This window comes from Pantoea sp. R13S299, from assembly GCF_048515925.1.
Lineage (GTDB): Bacteria > Pseudomonadota > Gammaproteobacteria > Enterobacterales > Enterobacteriaceae > Pantoea.
On sequence record NZ_JBLYEF010000004.1, the window covers coordinates 157,252 to 177,154 of the forward strand.

General features: G+C 56.9%; 17 protein-coding genes and 1 riboswitch. Of the genes, 11 read left to right on the forward strand and 6 right to left on the reverse strand.

Annotated features, from left to right (window positions below):
- Positions 1-9: 9 nt before the first annotated feature.
- The gene (locus tag ACN1CO_RS17795) at positions 10-1,242 is read right to left on the reverse strand and encodes a multifunctional CCA addition/repair protein (protein WP_419140099.1); all 1,233 of its coding nucleotides are present in this window, start codon (positions 1,240-1,242) and stop codon (positions 10-12) included.
- 158 nt (positions 1,243-1,400) lie between these two features.
- Positions 1,401-2,021 carry a TIGR04211 family SH3 domain-containing protein gene (locus tag ACN1CO_RS17800; RefSeq protein ID WP_008925741.1) on the reverse strand — a complete coding sequence of 207 codons (621 nt, stop codon included), beginning with the start codon at positions 2,019-2,021 and terminating at the stop codon, positions 1,401-1,403.
- Between the two features lie 273 nt (positions 2,022-2,294).
- Between ACN1CO_RS17800 and ACN1CO_RS17805 the strand changes: the two genes are divergently transcribed.
- From ACN1CO_RS17805 to hldE, 3 genes are all read left to right on the forward strand, one after another.
- On the forward strand, positions 2,295-3,605 hold the full coding sequence (locus tag ACN1CO_RS17805) for an inorganic triphosphatase (RefSeq protein WP_419140100.1): 1,311 nt from the start codon (positions 2,295-2,297) through the stop codon (positions 3,603-3,605).
- A gap of 33 nt (positions 3,606-3,638) precedes the next feature.
- Positions 3,639-6,491, forward strand: coding sequence for a bifunctional [glutamate--ammonia ligase]-adenylyl-L-tyrosine phosphorylase/[glutamate--ammonia-ligase] adenylyltransferase (gene glnE, locus ACN1CO_RS17810; protein WP_419140101.1), 2,853 nt, complete (start codon positions 3,639-3,641; stop codon positions 6,489-6,491).
- Positions 6,492-6,561: 70 nt separating this feature from the next.
- Entirely contained in the window at positions 6,562-7,986 is a 1,425-nt protein-coding gene (hldE, locus tag ACN1CO_RS17815) for a bifunctional D-glycero-beta-D-manno-heptose-7-phosphate kinase/D-glycero-beta-D-manno-heptose 1-phosphate adenylyltransferase HldE (protein ID WP_419140102.1), read from the forward strand.
- Positions 7,987-8,025: 39 nt separating this feature from the next.
- Here the strand turns inward: hldE and ubiK are convergent, their stop codons facing one another.
- The gene (gene ubiK / locus ACN1CO_RS17820) at positions 8,026-8,415 is read right to left on the reverse strand and encodes a ubiquinone biosynthesis accessory factor UbiK (protein WP_419140103.1); all 390 of its coding nucleotides are present in this window, start codon (positions 8,413-8,415) and stop codon (positions 8,026-8,028) included.
- Positions 8,416-8,586: 171 nt separating this feature from the next.
- Positions 8,587-8,744: riboswitch (FMN riboswitch) on the forward strand.
- Positions 8,745-8,854: 110 nt separating this feature from the next.
- Here ubiK and ribB point away from each other — a divergent pair.
- Positions 8,855-9,511 carry a 3,4-dihydroxy-2-butanone-4-phosphate synthase gene (gene ribB, locus ACN1CO_RS17825; RefSeq protein ID WP_283547063.1) on the forward strand — a complete coding sequence of 219 codons (657 nt, stop codon included), beginning with the start codon at positions 8,855-8,857 and terminating at the stop codon, positions 9,509-9,511.
- 222 nt (positions 9,512-9,733) lie between these two features.
- Positions 9,734-10,519 (forward strand): 4,5-DOPA dioxygenase extradiol, encoded by a 786-nt coding sequence (gene ygiD, locus ACN1CO_RS17830; RefSeq protein WP_419140104.1) that lies wholly within the window; start codon positions 9,734-9,736, stop codon positions 10,517-10,519.
- Between the two features lie 53 nt (positions 10,520-10,572).
- Here the strand turns inward: ygiD and ACN1CO_RS17835 are convergent, their stop codons facing one another.
- The 3 genes from ACN1CO_RS17835 to tolC form a co-directional block, all read right to left on the reverse strand.
- A complete protein-coding gene (locus ACN1CO_RS17835; RefSeq protein WP_090966044.1) occupies positions 10,573-11,733 on the reverse strand; it encodes a glutathionylspermidine synthase family protein in 1,161 nt (386 codons plus the stop codon).
- A 7-nt stretch (positions 11,734-11,740) separates the two neighbouring features.
- On the reverse strand, positions 11,741-12,412 hold the full coding sequence (locus ACN1CO_RS17840; RefSeq protein WP_136196749.1) for a DUF1190 family protein: 672 nt from the start codon (positions 12,410-12,412) through the stop codon (positions 11,741-11,743).
- Positions 12,413-12,554: 142 nt separating this feature from the next.
- Positions 12,555-14,021 carry an outer membrane channel protein TolC gene (gene tolC, locus ACN1CO_RS17845; RefSeq protein ID WP_419140105.1) on the reverse strand — a complete coding sequence of 489 codons (1,467 nt, stop codon included), beginning with the start codon at positions 14,019-14,021 and terminating at the stop codon, positions 12,555-12,557.
- A 213-nt stretch (positions 14,022-14,234) separates the two neighbouring features.
- Between tolC and nudF the strand changes: the two genes are divergently transcribed.
- The 6 genes from nudF to ACN1CO_RS17875 all read left to right on the forward strand — a co-directional run bounded on the left by nudF (position 14,235) and on the right by ACN1CO_RS17875 (position 19,685).
- The gene (gene nudF / locus ACN1CO_RS17850) at positions 14,235-14,870 is read left to right on the forward strand and encodes an ADP-ribose diphosphatase (RefSeq protein ID WP_090966313.1); all 636 of its coding nucleotides are present in this window, start codon (positions 14,235-14,237) and stop codon (positions 14,868-14,870) included.
- Positions 14,867-15,292, forward strand: a complete 426-nt coding sequence (locus tag ACN1CO_RS17855; RefSeq protein WP_008925735.1) for a DUF1249 family protein — start codon at positions 14,867-14,869, stop codon at positions 15,290-15,292. Before nudF ends, ACN1CO_RS17855 begins: the two co-directional genes overlap by 4 nt.
- 42 nt (positions 15,293-15,334) lie before the next feature.
- On the forward strand, positions 15,335-16,162 hold the full coding sequence (gene cpdA / locus ACN1CO_RS17860) for a 3',5'-cyclic-AMP phosphodiesterase (RefSeq protein ID WP_419140106.1): 828 nt from the start codon (positions 15,335-15,337) through the stop codon (positions 16,160-16,162).
- A gap of 3 nt (positions 16,163-16,165) precedes the next feature.
- Positions 16,166-16,747, forward strand: a complete 582-nt coding sequence (yqiA, locus tag ACN1CO_RS17865) for an esterase YqiA (RefSeq protein ID WP_419140107.1) — start codon at positions 16,166-16,168, stop codon at positions 16,745-16,747.
- Positions 16,748-16,796: 49 nt separating this feature from the next.
- Complete coding sequence (parE, locus tag ACN1CO_RS17870) at positions 16,797-18,692, forward strand: DNA topoisomerase IV subunit B (protein ID WP_419140108.1); 1,896 nt, start codon at positions 16,797-16,799, stop codon at positions 18,690-18,692.
- A gap of 93 nt (positions 18,693-18,785) precedes the next feature.
- Entirely contained in the window at positions 18,786-19,685 is a 900-nt protein-coding gene (locus ACN1CO_RS17875; protein WP_419140109.1) for a LysR substrate-binding domain-containing protein, read from the forward strand.
- The last annotated feature ends 218 nt before the right edge of the window (positions 19,686-19,903 follow it).

The following is a 19,903-nucleotide window of genomic DNA, read 5'->3' on the forward strand; positions in this document are numbered from 1 at the left end:
GGCAGCCTGCTAGTCAGGCTGCCTGATGGCCAGACCCTGCGCGACGGCAGCAATCCGTCGTCGCGTCATCTCTTCCCGCACGTCCGCCCCTTTAAATCCCGCTTCGACGACCGCTTTGGCCGGCACCGCCTGCGCCAGCGCAAAAGCACGACGCAGATAGTCGCCCTGCGGATAAGGCATGCTCTCCAGTCCGGCTCGCCCGCGCGCATCCGCCTCGCTGGTCAGCGCCATCTGTTCAACACGCTGCGGCTTACGCCAGGCATCGATCCGGTCAAACAGCGCCACCAGTGACGCAGCAGATTGCCGTTCGATGGTGTGCACAATGTCGTGAAATTCGGTCACGATCAGCGCCAGATCGCGAATTGCGTTTGGGACGCGCAGTCGCTGGCACAGCGCCTCGACCAGCGGAACGCCCGCCAGTCCATGGCCGTGGTGGCTCGGCCACAGTTCAGGTGGCGTCAGCGCCTTGCCGACGTCATGGAACAGCGTGGCGAAGCGCACATCGATCTCGCTGGAGAGGGCAGCGGCCATCGCCAGTGTCATCAGCGTGTGAACGCCGGTGTCGATCTCCGGGTGCCATTTAATCGGTGCAGGAATACCAAACAGATTATCCAGCTCAGGAAACAGCACCTGCAATGCACCGCAGTCGCGCAGAACCTGGAAATAGACCTGCGGATTACGGGAGCTCAGCGCCTTTTCCGTCTCTTTCCACACCCGTTCGGCAGTGAGATTCGACAGCTCGCCGCTTTCAGCCATCTGCTGCATCAGCTGCTGGGTTTCGGGGGCAATACGAAAGTTGAGGTGGGCAAAACGTGCAGCGAAGCGCGCAACGCGCAATACCCGCAACGGATCTTCACTGAAGGCTTCGGAGACGTGACGCAGCAGGCGCTGGGCAATATCACGCTGGCCATTATAGGGATCGACCAGCTCGCCGTTCTCATCCTGCGCAATAGCATTGATAGTCAGATCACGGCGCTGTAAGTCCTGCTCCAGCGTCACGTCGGGGGCAGACCAGGTGACAAATCCGGTGTAGCCTTTCCCGTTTTTCCGCTCGGTCCGCGCCAGCGCATACTCTTCGCGACTGACGGGATGCAGGAAAACGGGAAAATCGCGACCGACCTGTTGATAGCCCTGCTCAAGCATGGCTTCGGGTGTGGAACCTGTTACTACCCAATCTTTGTCTGTAACCGGCAGATTCAGCAGCGCATCACGCACCGCACCGCCAACAAGAAACGTCTTCACGCAAAACTCCAGAGAAAAAGAAATGACCTGCACGCCGGGCACATCCCGCGCCTGAAATCAGCAGTGCATCTCATTTAATTGTTGCACAGATTCCCCGGATTGCAGACATGCCAAAAAGGGGATCCTGCGATCCCCTGCTTAAATCCGACAAAATATTGTCAGTTCATCCAGCGATCGCTTTTCTTACGGCGCGGCAGCATGTGCGGCAGTAACAGCCCCAGCAACAGGCCGACGCCCAGCACGCCGCCGCCATACATAAACCACTGCATGATGATGGTACGCTGCTTATCATCCAGCTGAACGTTAGCGGCGCTGACTTTCTTCTGCGCGACAATCAGCTCATTTTTCAGCTTCTGATTCTCGCCTTTCAGCCCGTTAATCACGCCATCGCTGCTGGCGACTTTGTTCTGCATCTCAGCGGTGCGCTGATTCCAGCTGTTGTCGATGTTATCGAGTTTGGCCGTCAGATCTTTCACCTGCTGCTCAAGCTGCGGCACCCGGGTGCGCAGGCTTGGATTCGCGCTGAGCTGCGACAGGGGGATCCATGTGGTGCGGCCTTCCGAATCACGGATCTGGCCATAATGGGTGTCATTATTAGTCTGTAACAGCTGCACCTCTTCCCCGGCGTTTAGTTTACCGAGCAGGCGGAACTGATCGCCTGGTCCGCTACGTACCCAGGTCGAAAGCTCATCAGAAACATAGCGTTTTTCGTCGGCATGGGCAGGTGCAAGGGTGCTAAGGGCCAGCAAAGTGAGTCCAGCGAGTGTGATTTTTTTCATTCGATTTCGTTTGGCTTAGTCTGACTTAAAATTTACCGGCACAGTCTGGAGAGGCCTCGCATAAATCTGAATGAGAACTATCCTGGTCTCATGAGAGTGCGAAAAGGTCTGCGAAAGAGCAAAGAAAGCAGAGACAGCGCGGCTTCTGTGCATTAATCTTCGCCTCATAAACCCCTTGCCCTCCAGGCGACAGCGTGAGCAACCTGCTGATAATCGCCTGAAATATGCAGGAAAAACCCTCTTAAGTGCCAGCGGCGTAGTGAATAAAAAATTATGACCATCGAAATCGAACTAAAGTTCATTGCAACTCCACAGGCAGCCGGGAAACTGGCTGAACTGCTCTCCACTCTGCCGCATCAGCATCAGGCTGCTCGCGAGCTGACCAACATCTACTTCGAAACCGACGACAACCAGCTGCGACGCTGGGATATGGGATTACGTATCCGTGGCGTCGACCAGCGTTATGAAATGACGTTAAAAGCGGCGGGGCAGACGCTCGGCGGCCTGCATCAGCGTCCGGAATATAACGTTGAGCTCAGCGAGCCGGTGCTGGACATTGCGCGCCTGCCCGCAGAGATCTGGCCGAAGGGCACCGATGTCGCGGCGCTGCAACCGCGCTTACAGCCGCTGTTTACCACCCATTTCCAGCGCGAAGTCTGGCTGATCACCACAGGCAACAGTGAAATTGAAGTGGCGTTTGATCAGGGTGCAGTCACGGCGGGTGAGCTTAGCGAGCCGCTGTGCGAGATCGAACTTGAGCTGAAAAGTGGCGAACGCCAGGATCTGCTGGCCTTTGCACAGCAACTGGTGGCGCTGGGCGGTCTGCGTATGGGCAGCCTGAGCAAAGCCGCTCGCGGCTATCAGCTGGCGCAGGGTAATCCGCCGCGCCAGATTGAGGCGTTCCCGCTGCTGAAAGCCGGTGCCAAAGCGACCGTAGAGCAGGGCATGGTGGCCGCCATGTCGGCTGGCCTGCGTCACTGGCAATATCATGAAGAAGTCTGGCTGCGCGGTAACGCGGCGGCGCAGGATGCGGTGCGCGAAGCGCTGGATCTGCTGCGTCAGGCCTTCAGCCTGTTTGGTGCGCTGGTGCCTCGCAAAGCCAGCAGTGCCCTGCGTCAGCAGCTGACCACGCTGGAAGAGACGCTGGTGAATGAAGAGCAGGAGGCGACGACTTTCTGCCTCTCTTCTCTCTCTGTTGAAACGCAGCTGGCGCTGACACACTGGCTGGCGGAATCTCAGTGGCGTCAGTGGATCGATGCCAAAGGGGAAGCCAAGCTGCAGGGTTCGTTTAAGCGCTTCAGCGACATCATGCTGAGCCGCGTTAATGCCGATCTGAGAGAAACCTTCATCACGGTAAAACAGCCTAACGAATATCAGGACAAAGCCACGCGTCTGGCGCGTCAGCTGCTGACGGTGCACCTGCTGGCGGGTTCCTATCCCGTGGAAACGGTGATGGCCTGGCTCGATCCCTGGCAGCAACTGCTGTCGGCGATCCATGAAAAGCAGACATCCGGATTAGCCTGGCTGGCGATGCAGGCGCTGAAACAGCAGCCGTTCTGGCTCACCAGCGGCGCTGCCCGCTAACGGGCATTCCGTTACGCCATCAAGGAGGGAGTTATGTTGTCAGCACTTCCCGCGTTGCTACGCGCTCAGGCCGAAGAGGCTGCCCGACAGCTTGGGGTTCCGCTGGCTTCGCTTAGCCCGGAGCAGGCCGCCGGGCTGGCTTTCAGCGATTTTGTGCTGGAAAACCTGCAACAACATCCCGACTGGTGGCAGACGATGCTCGACCAGCCGCCTCAGCCTGATGAGTGGCAACACTACGCTGCGTGGCTCGATCAGGCGCTGAACGGTATCGACAGTGAAGCGAGCCTGATGCGCGAACTGCGGCTGTTTCGCCGCCGTATGCTGGTGCGTGTCGCCTGGATGCAGGCCCTGCAACACGCGACGACCGGACAGAGCCTGCAGCAGCTCAGTGTCTTAGCCGAAGTGCTGATCAGTCGGGCGCGTGACTGGGTCTATCAGGATTGCTGCCGTGATTTTGGTACGCCCTGTAATGCGGACGGCGACGCGCAGCCGCTGCTGATCCTCGGCATGGGCAAGCTGGGCGGCGGCGAACTCAATTTCTCCTCTGACATCGACCTGATTTTTGCCTGGCCGGAAAACGGCACCACGCGCGGCGGACGACGTGAGCTCGACAACGCCCAGTTCTTTACCCGCATGGGACAGCGGCTGATCAAAGTGCTGGATCAACCCACCATGGATGGCTTTGTCTATCGGGTGGATATGCGACTGCGTCCGTTTGGCGACAGCGGCCCGCTGGTGATGAGCTTTGCCGCGCTGGAAGATTACTACCAGGAGCAGGGACGCGACTGGGAGCGTTACGCCATGGTCAAGGCGCGACTGATGGGCGATGACCAGGATCGCTGGAGCCAGGAGCTGCAACAGATGCTGCGGCCGTTCGTCTATCGCCGCTACATCGACTTCAGCGTGATCCAGTCACTGCGTAATATGAAAGGGATGATCAGCCGTGAAGTCCGGCGACGCGGGTTGAAAAACAATATCAAACTCGGCGCGGGTGGCATCCGTGAAACCGAGTTTATCGTGCAGGTGTTCCAGCTGATCCGCGGCGGACGTGAGCGCTCGCTTCAGTTGCGTTCGCTGTTGCCGACGCTGGAGGCGATCAAAAATCTTGCCCTGTTGCCTGCCGAACAGGTCGATGCGCTGCGTGATGCCTACCTGTTCCTGCGGCGGCTGGAGAATCTGCTGCAAAGCCTGGGCGATGAGCAGACTCAGACGTTGCCCGAGGATGAACTGCATCGCGCCCGTCTGGCATGGGCGATGGATTGTGCCGACTGGGCTGATCTGATGACCCGGCTCGATGGCCAGATGGCGGCGGTGCGGGCCATCTTTGACGAGCTGATTGGCGAAGATACCCCTGAAATTGGCGATCAGCGTGAGCTGGCGGAGTTTCAGGTGCTGTGGCAGGACCAGCTGGAAGATAGCGAGCTGGCACCGCTGGTGCCGCAGCTCAGTGACGATCAGCGGCTTGCGCTGCACCAGACGCTGGAGGCGTTTCGTCAGGATATCAACCGGCGTACTATCGGCCCGCGTGGCCGTCAGGCGCTGGACCAGCTGATGCCGCGGCTGCTGAGCGAAGTCTGCCCGCGTGAAGATGCGGCGGTGACGCTCAGTCGCCTGACACCGCTGCTGATCGGCGTGCTGACACGCAGTACCTATCTGGAGCTGCTGACGGAATATCACGGTGCGCTGCGTCATCTGATTCGTCTGTGCGCGGCCTCACCGATGGTGGCCAGCCAGCTGGCGCGTCACCCCTTATTGCTGGATGAACTGCTCGACCCCGCCACGCTCTATCAGCCGACCGCCACCGACGCCTATCGCGATGAGCTGCGGCAGTATCTGCTACGCATCCCCACTGAGGATGAGGAGCAGCAGCTGGAAGCGGTGCGGCAGTTTAAGCAGGCACAGCATCTGCGTATTGCTGCCGCTGATATTGCTGGCACGCTGCCGGTGATGAAAGTCAGCGATCATCTCACCTGGCTGGCGGAAGCGATCATCGAATCGGTGGTGCGCCAGGCGTGGAATATGATGGTGCAGCGCTACGGTCGTCCTTCGCATCTGAGCAATGAACATGAGCGGGGTTTTGCCGTGCTGGGCTACGGCAAGCTGGGGGGTTGGGAGCTGGGTTACAGTTCCGACCTCGATTTAGTCTTCCTGCATGACTGTCCGGCTGACGCGGTGACGGAAGGCGAGCGCAGCATCGATGGCCGTCAGTTCTATCTGCGTCTTGCCCAGCGCATCATGCATCTCTTCAGTACCCGCACCTCCTCCGGCATTCTCTATGAAGTGGATGCGCGCCTGCGTCCTTCCGGCGCGGCAGGCATGCTGGTCAGTACCTTTGAGGCCTTTGAAGAGTATCAGCGCAGTGAAGCCTGGACCTGGGAACATCAGGCACTGGTCCGGGCGCGCGTGGTGTTTGGCGAAGCGGCGCTGGGTGAGCGTTTTAACGTGATCCGTCAGGCGATTCTGTCGCTGCCACGTGCCGCAGACGCACTGCAAACCGAAGTGCGCGAGATGCGTGAAAAGATGCGTGCTCACCTCAGCAACAAGCATAAAGGTCGCTGGGATATCAAAGCCGACGCGGGTGGCATCACCGATATTGAATTCATCGCCCAATATCTTGTCTTACGCTACGCCGCTGAGCAGCCTGAACTGACGCGCTGGTCTGACAATGTGCGCATTTTCGAGCTGATGGCGAAGTACCACAAAATGCCCGCCGATGAAGCGCAGGCGCTGACGCAGGCCTATGTGACGCTGCGTGATGCCTTGCATCATCGTGCCCTGCAGGAGCTGCCTGGTCACGTTGAACCAGAGGCTTACGCAGCGGAGCGGCAGACGGTTCTGAACAGCTGGCAGCGCTGGCTGATAACGCCTGCGTCTATCCTGGCGTGATGCTGATAGCACAAATCGCAACTGTGCTATCATCCGCGCACTATTTTTAATGCAGTCTGGAGTGTCTGGAATGAAAGTGACTCTGCCCGCGTTCGGCCAAGCCTCAGTGCTGGTTGTTGGCGATGTAATGTTGGATCGTTACTGGTATGGCCCAACCAGCCGTATCTCCCCTGAAGCCCCGGTTCCGGTGGTGAAAGTGGACACGGTTGAAGAGCGCCCTGGCGGCGCGGCAAACGTGGCGATGAACATTGCAGCACTCGGTGCCGCGTCCCGCCTTATCGGCCTGACCGGTGAAGATGATGCGGCGCGCGTGCTGAGTAACACGCTGAAAGACGTCAATGTTCATTGTGACTTCGTGGCGGTCAAAAGCCATCCGACCATTACCAAACTGCGCGTACTTTCCCGCAATCAGCAGCTGATCCGCCTCGATTTTGAAGAGGGCTTTGATCAGGTTGATCCGGAGCCGATTCACCAGAAAATGCGTGATTCACTGGCTGCAGCGGGTGCGCTGGTGCTGTCCGACTACGCCAAAGGCGCGCTCTCCAGCGTGCAGACCATGATTGCCCTGGCGCGCGAAGCGGGCGTGCCGGTTTTAATCGATCCGAAAGGCACCGATTTTGAGCGCTATCGCGGCGCGACGCTGCTGACGCCGAACCTCTCTGAATTTGAAGCTGTGGTTGGCAAATGCAAAAACGAAGAGGAGATCGTGGCGCGCGGCACCCAGCTGATCGCTGATTTTGATCTCTCGGCGCTGCTGGTGACCCGTTCAGAAAATGGCATGACGCTGCTGCAGCCGGGCAAAGCGCCTCTGCATCTGCCGACTCAGGCCCAGGAAGTGTATGACGTGACCGGTGCAGGCGATACCGTGATCGGCGTGCTGGCTGCGGCTCTGGCTGCTGGTGACTCGCTGGAAGAAGCCTGCTTCCTGGCTAATGCCGCGGCGGGTGTGGTGGTGGGTAAACTCGGCACCTCGACCGTCAGCACCGTTGAGCTGGAAAATGCGATTCACGCCCGCCCGGAACAGGGTTTTGGCATCATGACGGAAGCGCAGTTAAAAGCCGCCGTTGAGATGGCCCGCCGTCGTGGCGAAAAAGTGGTGATGACCAACGGCGTCTTCGACATCCTGCACGCCGGTCATGTTTCCTATCTGGCAAATGCCCGCAAGCTCGGCGATCGACTGATCGTCGCGGTGAACAGCGATGCGTCGACTAAACGTCTGAAAGGCGAAAGCCGTCCGGTGAATCCGCAGGAAAACCGGATGATCGTGCTGGGTGCGCTGGAAGCGGTCGACTGGGTGGTGGTATTCGAAGAGGATACGCCGCAGCGGCTGATTGCAGGCATTCTGCCTGACCTGCTGGTCAAAGGTGGCGATTACAAGCCGGAAGATATCGCGGGCAGTAAAGAAGTGTGGGCAAATGGCGGTGACGTGCAGGTGCTGAACTTCGAAGACGGTATCTCCACCACCAACATTATCAAAACTATCCGCGGCAGCTGAAGCGGAAAGTAAGCGGGAGCCAGGCTCCCGCTCAACCGCTTATTCTGGCTTGTTGTCCGTGGCAGGTTTCACCACATCCGCAACCGATGCCGGTGAAGCCGCTGGCGAACTCGCTACCGCTGCATAGGGTGTAGTTGCTGCAACAGGCGTGGTCGGTGCAGTGGCGGTCGGTGGTGTACTGGCTGATGAACCCTGACTTTCCAGCTGGGCCAGACGCTGCTCCAGCGCCGCCAGTTTCTCCCGCGTACGCAGTAATACCTGCGTCTGCACATCAAACTCTTCACGGTTGACCAGATCCATACGGGTCAGCTGCGCCTGAAGAACCTGACGAATTTTCTTTTCGACATCATCACCAAACTCACGAACACCTTTAGGCATCGCTTCGTGAACCTGACGGGCAAGTTGTTCAATTTTTTTCGTGTCGATCATGATGATTTCCTGGTTACGGGGAGCTGTGTCAGCGTGTTTACCAACGTAATAAGTGTTAAGTGTAATGCCAGAAATGAAAAGGTTAAACCTCAAATCGGTAACGCAGGAAATGCAAAAGCAATTGCGCTATTGATGATTGCCGCCTCAAACGATCGGCGTTATAGTTGAAAGGCTTATTCTCAGGGCGGGGCGCAATTCCCCACCGGCGGTAAATCAGCTTCGGCTGAAAGCCCGCGAGCGCTTTATCTTGATGAAAAGAGAGGTAAAGGTCAGCAGATCCGGTGTAATTCCGGGGCCGACGGTTACAGTCCGGATGGGAGAGGGTAACGACATCTGTCGGACAACTGTGTCTGCTTCACGTTATTGCCACGTCTTTTTGACGTCACTCCTAAGCACGCCCTGATTCTGGTAACCCATACATTTTAAGGTTTTTATTACCATGAATCAGACGCTACTTTCTGAATTTGGCACGCCTGAACAGCGTGTAGAACGTGCTATCGCCGCCCTGCGTGAGGGACGCGGTGTGATGGTACTCGACGATGAAAATCGTGAAAACGAAGGCGATATGATCTTCGCCGCAGAAACCATGACCGTTGAACAGATGGCCCTGACTATTCGTCACGGTAGCGGCATTGTCTGCCTCTGCCTGACCGAAGAGCGTCGCCAGCAGCTCGACCTGCCCATGATGGTGGAAAACAACACCAGCTCGTTTGGCACCGGCTTCACCGTGACCATTGAGGCTGCAGAAGGCGTCACCACCGGCGTTTCCGCGCAGGATCGTATCACCACCATTCGCGCAGCCATTGCTGACAATGCCAAACCTGCCGACCTGCATCGCCCTGGCCATGTCTTCCCGTTGCGTGCCAGCGAAGGCGGCGTGTTAACCCGTGGCGGACATACTGAAGCGACCATTGATTTAGTGACGCTGGCCGGCTTTAAGCCAGCAGGTGTTCTGTGCGAACTGACTAACGACGACGGCACTATGGCCCATGCGCCCGAAGCGATTACGTTTGCGCGTCAGCACAACATGCCGGTAGTGACCATCGAAGATCTGATCGCCTGGCGTCGCACGCACGAAACGCGCCACGCCAGCTAATCTGTTTAGCGCTAAACAGGCCCGTCTCAGGGCCTGTTTTATTTCCAGACGTACCGGCCAGACCTTCAACTTTCCCTCTCCTCTCTGCTGAACAGCTGTTAAACCTGCCACCTTAAATCTCATTCAAATTTCCTGATAATCTCCATCACGCTTATCAGCGTGATAAAGCGCCGAATGCGCGTATCGTAGTGGCTATCAGATAATCGATCCCGGGGATCACGAATGAGCCAGTTACGAATGCCAGCGCTGTTTTTGGGTCATGGCAGCCCGATGAACGCCCTTGAAGAGAACCGCTATACCGCCGCATGGCGTCACGCAGGCGACACTCTGCCACGTCCACGCGCGATTATTGCGGTTTCGGCGCACTGGTATACGCGCGGCACCGCTGTGACGGCAATGGCAGAGCCAAAAACCATTCATGATTTTGGCGGCTTTCCGCAGGCGCTCTTTGATACGCGCTATCCGGCGCCGGGATCGCCTGAACTGGCTCAGCAGCTGGTGGAGCAGTTAGCACCCGTCGAGGTGAAGCTGGATTATGAGTGGGGATTCGATCATGGTTCCTGGGGCGTCCTGATTAAGATGTATCCGGATGCCGATATCCCGGTTGTGCAGCTCAGCATTGATGGCACTAAACCCGCGGCATGGCACTTTGAGATGGGCCAGCAACTGGCGGCGCTGCGCGATCAGGGTGTGATGATTGTCGCCAGCGGCAACGTGGTGCATAACCTGCGTAAAGTGGGCTGGGATGGCAACAGCGAAGTCTATCCATGGGCCAGCAGTTTTGAACAGTATGTCCGCGATAACCTGGCGGTGCAGAGCGATGCGGCTTCTCATCCGCTGGTTAACTTTATGGACCATCCGGGTGCGGCGCTCTCTAACCCGACGCCTGAGCACTATCTGCCGCTGCTCTACGTGCTTGGCGCACGTCAGCCGGATGAGGCAATCAGCATCCCGATTGACGGGATGGAGATGGGTGCCATCAGCATGTTGTCGGTTCAGGTAGGTTAGGGCGAAGCTAAGAGAAAACAGGCCAGAAGCTGGCCTGTTATTACCACGGTGCATTAACCGATAAAAGCGTGAGGATAGAAACGGGAAAGATCCTGAGTGATCAGGTCGCGATCTTCGCGCAGTCCGATCCCGGCCGGTTGATCGTCAATCAGCCAGCTGCCGATCAGCGTATAGCTGTCGCCAAATTTAGGCAGCGGATGGAACTGCTGGACGATCATTCCCTCTTCGCCGTATGGCCCATCAACGCGGGCAATCTCCTGACCATTTTCTACGATCCGGATGTTGGCCCCCTCACGTGAAAACAGCGGCTTCACCACATATTTGTCCATGTGCGGCACGTCATCTTCGGCGAACCAGGCGGGCAGCAGGTTAGGGTGATTCGGGAACATCTCCCACAGCAACGGCAGCAAGGCTTTGTTCGAGATAATGCTTTTCCATGCCGGTTCCAGCCAGCGCACGCCAGCATCACCCAGTTTGGTAGAGAACATCTCACGCAGCATAAACTCCCACGGATAGAGCTTGAACAGGTTGCTAATCACCTGATCCTGAGCGTCGGTAAATTCCCCTTTCTCGCCCAGACCAATCTCATCCATGTAAAGGAATTCACTCGGCAGACCGGCTTCGGTGGCGCAATCCTGAAGATACTGTACGGTGCCACGATCTTCGTCGGTGTCGCGGCAGCAGGCGAAGTGCAGCCAGTTAAAGCCGTGCTGCTGATGTAACGCGGCAAAGCGTTCAATCAGCTTTTCCTGCAGGCTGTTAAACTGATCGCTGCCTGCAGGGAGCTGACCGGCATTGAGCTGATCTTCGAGCCATAGCCACTGGAAAAACGCCGCTTCATACAGTGAGGTCGGCGTATCGGCATTGTTCTCCAGCAACTTCACATCGCCTTTGCCATCCCAGGCGAGATCAAGGCGTGAGTAAAGCGATGGCTGACGCTGATGCCACGAATCGCGTACGAAGTCCCAGGTGTGTTTCGGAATGCGGAATTTAGTCAGCAGCGCTTCGCTGTTGACCACTTTTTCCACTACCTGCAGGCACATCTGATGCAACTCGGCGGTCACCTCTTCCAGATGCTCGATTTGCGCCAGCGTGAACTGGTAATAAGCATCTTCACACCAGTAGGGTTCGCCATGCATGGTGTGAAAACGAAAACCGAACTCGGTGGCTTTTTCGCGCCAGCCTGGGCGTTCTGAAATGGCAATGCGTTCCATCGGGGCGTTAGCCTCCCATTGAGCGGCTGGATGTGCCGCTGGCGCTGCTACGCTGCATGCTGTTCTGCTTCGCGACGGTTTCACCAAAGCCACCACGGGTAATGGTGGAGGTGGTTGCCGGTTTTGGTGCCATCGCGGTTTTAGGCACGGTCATGGTTTTGCCGGAGGTGGCAGCACCATAATTACGGCCGGATGCATCAACAAACTGGCCGTTGGCCGGGCTGCGGGCATTTTTCGGGGAGAACAGCGGTTGCTGCGCAAAGCCCGAACCACCACCCATCATGCGGCCCATCATGTAACCCGCCATCAGTGGCATCCAGAAGCTGCCGCCGCTCTGCTGTGACTCGGCATTAGTGGTGCCCACGCCCGCCTGAGCCGGTGTCTGCTGACACTGGTTTTCACCAAACTCAGCGACACAATCTTCACGCGTGGCATATTTTGGCGCGGTACGTTCCGCCTCTTTTTTGGCTTCATTGAATGCGGTAGTACATTGCGCACTCTGACCCGGATTGGCTTTCGAACAGTCATCCGCGTTCTGGTACATCGAAACAGTTTCATCGTTCTGTTCGCAGCCAGCCAGCATAAATACCGCCGAAACGGCGATAGCAACGGGCGTTAAATGGCGTGCCTGCCAGCTCTTACGAAAAGCGGCATAGCGAATAGATTTTGTGCGTTTCATTATGATTATCCTGTGCCCAAAGGTAGCGCATAGAATAGGGGAAGGGGGGGTAAAATTGAAGCTGGAGGCCTGATACAACAGGGATCTTTACTTAGTTATACGTTCAACAGAGAGACGGGCCGCAAAGCAGCCCGTCCACTGATTAATTACCGAAAGGGTTACCGCTGCTGTGGCGAGCTGCAGGACGCGCTGCCTCAGAAGAGCCGGTTGCCACCGGACCGCTATCCACACGTGCGGTCTGTTGTGCATTTTCCGGTGCCACCGTTTCCGGTGAAGTCGGGATCTCTTTACCCAGCTGGCTGTTCAGTTTCTGCAGGCTCTGCTCATTGAGCGTACCCAGTGCATAGCTGATATTCAGCTGGTTAATCAGGTAGCTATAACGCGCATCAGAAAGCTGCTGCTTAGCGTTGTAGAGCACGGTCGTCGCATCCAGCACATCGACGATGGTACGCGTACCAACCTGATAGCCTGCTTCTGACGCATCCAGAGAGCTTTGCGCAGAGACCACGGCCTGTTTGTAGGCGTTGATGCTGCTGATAGACGCATTCACGTTGTTAAACGATGAGCGTACTGTCTGGACGGCTGAACGGTGTGCGCTTTCCAGCGATTCGCTGGCGCTGACGAAGCTGTACTGCGCCTGTTTCACCTGAGAGGTGACGCTGCCGCCGCTATAGAGTGGCAGTGAGAAGCTCAGGCCAACCTGGTTAGAACCGGTAATGGAGTCAGTTGAACCCTGGCTCTGGTTCGCACGGCTGCCGCCATATTTGCTGTTTGACAGGCCGGTAGAGGCAGTCAGACCCAGCGTCGGCATATGACCCGCTTCAGCGGAGCGAATCTGCTCACGGGCTAAATCCTGGTTCAGACGCGCAGAGAGCAGCGACAGGTTACGGGCTTCGGCCTGCTTAAGCAGGGCGCTCACCGCATCGGGCTTATCGGTTCTGAAGCGATCGATGCTCAGCGAAGCCAGCGACATGTAATCCATGCCGGTGATCTGACGCAGTGTTTCAACGTTGTTATCAAGGTTGTTACGCGCGGTCACTTCGTTAGCCAGCACGCTGTCATACTGCGCACGGGCGTTCTGAACGTCAGTAATAGCAACCAGGCCTACGTTAAAGCGCTGAGTCGTCTGGTCCAGTTCGCGGTAGATCGACTGTTTCTGCGCTTCGGTGTAAGAAAGCGTATCAATCGCTTTCAGCACGTTGAAGTAGGCGGTCGCAGTGTTCAGAATCAGATCCTGCTGTGCCACCTGATAGGTCACATCCTGAATACCGGCAGCTTTTTCCTGCAGTGTCAGTGCGCGCCATTTCGACATGTCGAAAATAGTCTGGGTTAATTGCAGCGAGCCGCTGGTCGTGTTGGAATGGAGACCACTGCTGTCGCGATAACCGTTGTTATAGGTGTAGTCTGCACCCAGGCCGAGCTGGGGTAATAATGGGCTACGCGCTTCGTTGATTTTCTCAAAGGCAGAATCGCGATCGGCAGCGGCGCTGCGCAGATCCGGGTTGCTCAGACGTGCTTGCTGGTAAACCTGAAGCAGGTCTTCGGCCTGGCTGGCGAAGCTGAAACCGCCCAGGCTCAGCCCAATAAAAAATGGGAGCAGTTTTTTCATTTGCATTCCTTTTGTTGCAGCAAATTGCAGTGGGTGCGCTGCCGGGTAGGCCAAAAAATTATCGCCGATTCTAGCAGAGGGCAACTGTGAGATAAGTTGGCTGAACGTGCCTTCTCCCCCTAATTTACGTAAATAATTCAGAAAGAACCACTTACATGGAGCACGGTGACAGGCTTTTTTCGCTCCACCCCAATCTGCACAAGGAACCTGATGATGCCGGAAGAAAAAAAATCCCCTGTGACTTTCACAAAAAACGATGTAGAAATTATTGCACGCGAAACCGTCTATGATGGTTTTTTTTCCGTCGAACGTTACCGCTTCCGCCACCGCCAGTTTAATGGCGAAATGAGTGGAGAAGTGCAGCGCGAAGTTTTTGAGCGCGGACATGCCGCCGTGCTGCTACCTTATGATCCCTTACGCGATGAAGTGGTGCTGATTGAACAGATCCGCATCCCGGCTTATGACAGCAGTGCTTCGCCCTGGCTGCTGGAGATGGTCGCCGGCATTATTGAGCCGGGTGAATCTGTTGAACAGGTTGTACGCCGCGAAGCCGTTGAAGAAGCAGGATTAGAAGTCGGCCGGGTTAAGCCTATGCTTAGCTATCTGGCCAGCCCTGGCGGCACCAGCGAGCGTCTGTCGGTGCTGATTGGGGAAGTGGATGCCAGCCAGGCAGAGGGATGCCATGGTCTGGAGGAAGAGAATGAGGATATTCTTGTCCATGTGGTGAGTCGCGAACAGGCTTACCGTTGGGTGGAAGAGGGGATAATCGATAATGCGGCGTCTGTCATCGCCCTGCAATGGCTGGCGTTGCACCATGAAAAACTACGCGAAGAGTGGATACAAAAATGAAACAGCGCTATACCCCTGACTTTCCCGAAATGATGCGGCTCTGCGAAACCAATTTCGCCCAGTTACGCCGCCTGCTGCCGCGTAACGATGAGGCGGGAGAATCGGTGATCTATCAGGTGAGTGGCGCACGTTATCAGCTGACGATCCAGGAGTCGACACGCTACACCACGCTGGTAGAGATCCGCCAGGTCGCGCCTGCCGTGAGTTACTGGAGCCTGCCCTCAATGTCGGTCAGGCTCTATCACGATGCAATGGTCGCCGAAGTGTGTTCAACTCAACAGATCTATCGTTTCAAAGCGCGCTATGATTATCCTAATAAAAAATTGCATCAGCGCGATGAAAAACATCAGATAAACCAGTTTCTCGCAGACTGGCTGCGCTACTGCCTGGCACATGGCGCGATGGCAGTTCCGGTCTGCTGATGCGTATAATGCAGTAAATGGCGTGGAGACGAAGGAAACGCTTTGGATAGCCTGCTAACTCTTCCTGCAGCGAACGGTTCCGAAATCAGGATTTTGCAAATCACGGATACCCACCTGTTCGCGGGAAAACATGAATCGCTGCTTGGGGTGAATACCTGGTCGAGCTATGAAGCGGTGCTGGATGCGATTATTGCGCAACATCGCGACTACGACCTGATCATCGCCACCGGCGATCTCGCCCAGGATCACTCTATCGAAGCCTATCAGCATTTCGCTGAGGGTATCTCACGTTTGCCGCGGCCCTGTGTCTGGTTGCCAGGTAATCACGATTTTCAGCCTGCGATGGTCGACACGCTGGCCGCATCGCACATCAATGCCCACAAGCAGGTGCTGGTGGGTGAGCAGTGGCAGATCGTGTTGCTCGACAGCCAGGTCTACGGTGTCCCGCATGGGATGCTGAGCGACTATCAGCTGGAGTGGCTCGACAACGCGCTGGCCCGCTTTCCGCAACGGCATACGCTGGTTATGCTGCATCACCATCCGCTGGCTTCTGGCTGTACCTGGCTCGATCAGCACAGCCTGCGCAATTCCCATCAGCTTGATGCCGTGTTGCAGCGCTACCCGTTAGCCCGGACGCTGGTCTGTGGTCATATTCACCAGGAGCTGGATATGGAGTGGCATGGCCGCCGGGTACTGGCGACGCCATCCACCTGCGTTCAGTTCAAACCGCACTGTACCAGTTTTGCGATCGATACCGTGGCTCCCGGCTGGCGCTGGTTTACGCTGCATCCCGATGGCGGTCTTGAGACCGAAGTGAACCGGCTCGACACCGACGCTTTTCGTCCCGACTTAGACTCAGAAGGATACTGACGCGTGGCGGCATTGCTCTATCTGCACGGTTTCAACAGCTCGCCGCAGTCGGCGAAAGCGACTCAGTTCCGGCAATGGTTAGAGACGCAGCATCCGGAAATCGAAATGATTGTGCCCCAGTTGCCGACCTTTCCGGCCGATGCCGCTGCCATGCTGGAAGATCTGGTGCTGAGCCGCAGTGGCGAAACCCTGGGGCTGGTGGGCTCTTCGCTGGGCGGTTATTACGCCACCTGGCTGTCGCAATGTTTTATGCTGCCGGCCGTGGTCGTCAATCCCGCGGTACGGCCTTTTGAGCTGCTGGCGGATTTCCTGGGCGAAAATCAGAATCCCTACACGGGCCAGCAATATGTGTTAGAGTCACGCCACATTTACGATCTCAAAGTAATGCAGATTGAACCGCTGGAAGCGCCCGATTTACTCTGGCTGCTGCAACAGACCGGCGATGAAGTTCTCGATTACCGACAGGCGCTCGACTATTACAGCGCGTGCCGTCACACGGTAGAAGAGGGCGGCAATCATACATTTACTGGATTCGAGCGCCATTTCCCGCAGATTCTGGACTTTCTCGGTCTGAATCATCCCTGAGTAATGCGGAAATCGCACCCCATTTCACCCTTCTAATCAGACATTTACGATGAGTCAATCAAACTATAACGCGGATGCCATTGAGGTCCTGACTGGCCTTGAGCCTGTTCGCCGTCGTCCGGGCATGTACACCGATACGACGCGGCCCAACCATTTGGGTCAGGAAGTGATTGATAACAGCGTCGATGAGGCGCTGGGCGGCCACGCGAAGCGGGTTGAAGTGATCCTGCACGCTGACCAGTCGCTGGAAGTGATTGATGATGGTCGCGGCATGCCGGTGGATATCCACCCGGAAGAGGGCGTGCCAGCCGTCGAGCTGATCATGTGTCGTCTGCACGCAGGTGGCAAGTTCTCCAATAAAAACTATCAGTTCTCGGGCGGCCTGCACGGCGTCGGCATCTCGGTGGTTAACGCCCTGTCAAAACGCGTCGAAGTCACGGTGCGCCGTAATGGCGAAATTTATGACATGGCGTTTGAAAATGGCGACAAAGTTCAGGATCTCACGGTCACCGGCACCGTGGCGAAACGCAACACCGGTACGCGCGTCCATTTCTGGCCTGATGAAAGCTTCTTCGACAGCCCGCGTTTCTCGGTGTCACGCTTATCCCATCTGCTGAAAGCCAAAGCGGTACTCTGCCCTGGCGTTGAGATTGTTTTTAAAGACAAGCTGAATAATACCGAACAGCGCTGGTGCTACGAAGATGGTCTGACAGATTACCTGTGCGAAGCGGTAGATGGCTTACCGACGTTGCCGGAAAAACCCTTTGTCGGCAGCTTTGCTGGCGATGTGGAAGCGGTGGACTGGGCGCTGTTGTGGCTGCCGGAAGGCGGCGAGCTGTTAACTGAAAGCTACGTTAACTTGATCCCGACCATGCAGGGCGGGACTCACGTCAACGGTCTGCGTCAGGGGCTGCTGGATGCGATGCGCGAGTTCTGCGAATACCGCAATATCCTGCCGCGTGGCGTGAAGCTCTCTGCGGAAGATATCTGGGATCGCTGTGCCTATGTGCTGTCGGTCAAGATGCAGGATCCGCAATTCGCCGGGCAGACCAAAGAACGCCTCTCTTCACGTCAGTGCGCAGCCTTTGTCTCTGGCGTGGTAAAAGATGCCTTTAGCCTGTGGCTGAATCAGAATATTCAGACGGCAGAACAGCTGGCTGAACTGGCAATTTCCAGCGCCCAGCGGCGTATGCGGGCGGCCAAGAAAGTGGTGCGTAAAAAGCTCACCAGCGGTCCGGCGCTGCCGGGCAAACTGGCGGACTGCACCGCGCAGGATCTGAATAAAACAGAACTGTTCCTGGTCGAAGGGGACTCGGCAGGCGGATCGGCCAAGCAGGCGCGCGATCGTGAATATCAGGCGATCATGCCGCTTAAAGGTAAGATCCTTAACACCTGGGAAGTCTCTTCCGATGAGGTGCTGGCGTCGCAGGAAGTGCACGATATTTCCGTGGCGATCGGTATCGATCCTGACAGCGAAGATCTTTCGCAGCTGCGCTATGGCAAGATCTGCATTCTGGCGGATGCGGACTCCGATGGTCTGCACATCGCTACGCTGCTCTGTGCGCTGTTCGTGAAGCATTTTCGCTCACTGGTCAGAAATGGTCACGTCTACGTTGCCATGCCGCCGCTCTACCGCATCGATCTCGGCAAAGAGGTCTACTACGCGCTGGATGAAGATGAGAAAGAGGGCGTGCTGGAGCAGCTGAAACGCAAAAAGGGCAAACCTAACGTTCAGCGCTTTAAAGGGCTGGGCGAGATGAACCCGCTGCAGCTGCGCGAAACGACGCTGGATCCGAATACCCGCCGCCTGGTCCAGCTGACCATCAGCGAAGAGAATATCGACCAGACGCTGCGCATGATGGATATGCTGCTGGCGAAGAAACGTTCCGAAGACCGGCGTAACTGGTTGCAGGAAAAAGGCGATAAGGCCGATATCGAAGTGTAAAAAACAGGACGCGAAAGCGTCCTGTTCTCTTTGTGCTTCAGCCAGCACATTCTCAGAGAACCTGGCAGATTCAGAGCAGAGACAGTAACCATTGTGAAGATTACCCTGGAAGAGCTACGCGCCTGGGTGGCGGTGGTGGACAGCGGTTCTATTACCGCGGCGGCATCCCAGCTGGCGCAGACCAGTTCGGGCGTCAGCCGGGCGTTGTCGCGGCTGGAGAGTAAGCTGCAGACTACCCTGTTGCATCGCACCACCCGACGGCTGGCGCTGACCGAAGAGGGACAGGTTTTTCTGGAGCATGCGCGCCAGATCCTGGCCTCGGTTGAGCAGGCCGAAGAGCAGATTGCCCTGCGGCGCGAGATGCCGTCAGGACGGCTGCGGGTGAACGCTGCCACGCCCTTTATGCTGCATGTAATTGTGCCGCTAGTGGACGATTTCCGCGCCCGCTATCCCCTGATCCAGCTTGAACTGAATACCGACGACATCATGATCGATCTGCTGGAGCAGCAGACCGACATTGCCATTCGTATCGGCGAACTGCGTGATTCCACGCTGCGCGCCCGAATGCTTGGCAGCAGTGCGATCCGGCTGATGGCCAGCCCGGCCTATCTGGCGAAAGCGGGCACGCCGCAAAGCGTTGCCGACCTCGCGCAGCATCAAACCATCGGCTTTAGTTACCCTGACACCCTCAACGTCTGGCCGGTCTGGCAGTCCGACGGCAATTTCATGCGCATTAAACCGACTCTCTCTGCTTCCAGCGGCGAAACCATCCGGCAGCTGGCGCTGGCAGGACAGGGCATTGCACGCCTCTCCGACTTTGTCAGCCGGGAAGATTGCGCGGCTGGCCGGCTGGTGCCGGTCCTCCCCGCTGAAACCCGCGATCTGCGCCTGCCGGTGCATGCGGTCTATTACCGTAACACGACGCTCTCTTCGCGCATCGGCTGCTTTCTGGATTTTCTTCGCAACGAGATTGATCGGCGACAGTTGCTCTGAACCGGTCTGTCACAAACAAAAAACCTCTGTCGCAGGACAGAGGTTCAGATGGGTGACAATTCTGCACTCGGGCGCATCTTACCGCAACGCATTAGCTCAGCACGCAGGGACCAGGGTCAGAGGAGGAAAACGTCCCGCGTCAGGGACGACGCGGGCCGAGCATGTCATGGATGACAGCTTTTGCGTTTTTCCGATCTGACCCTGATCCCTGTGCCGGC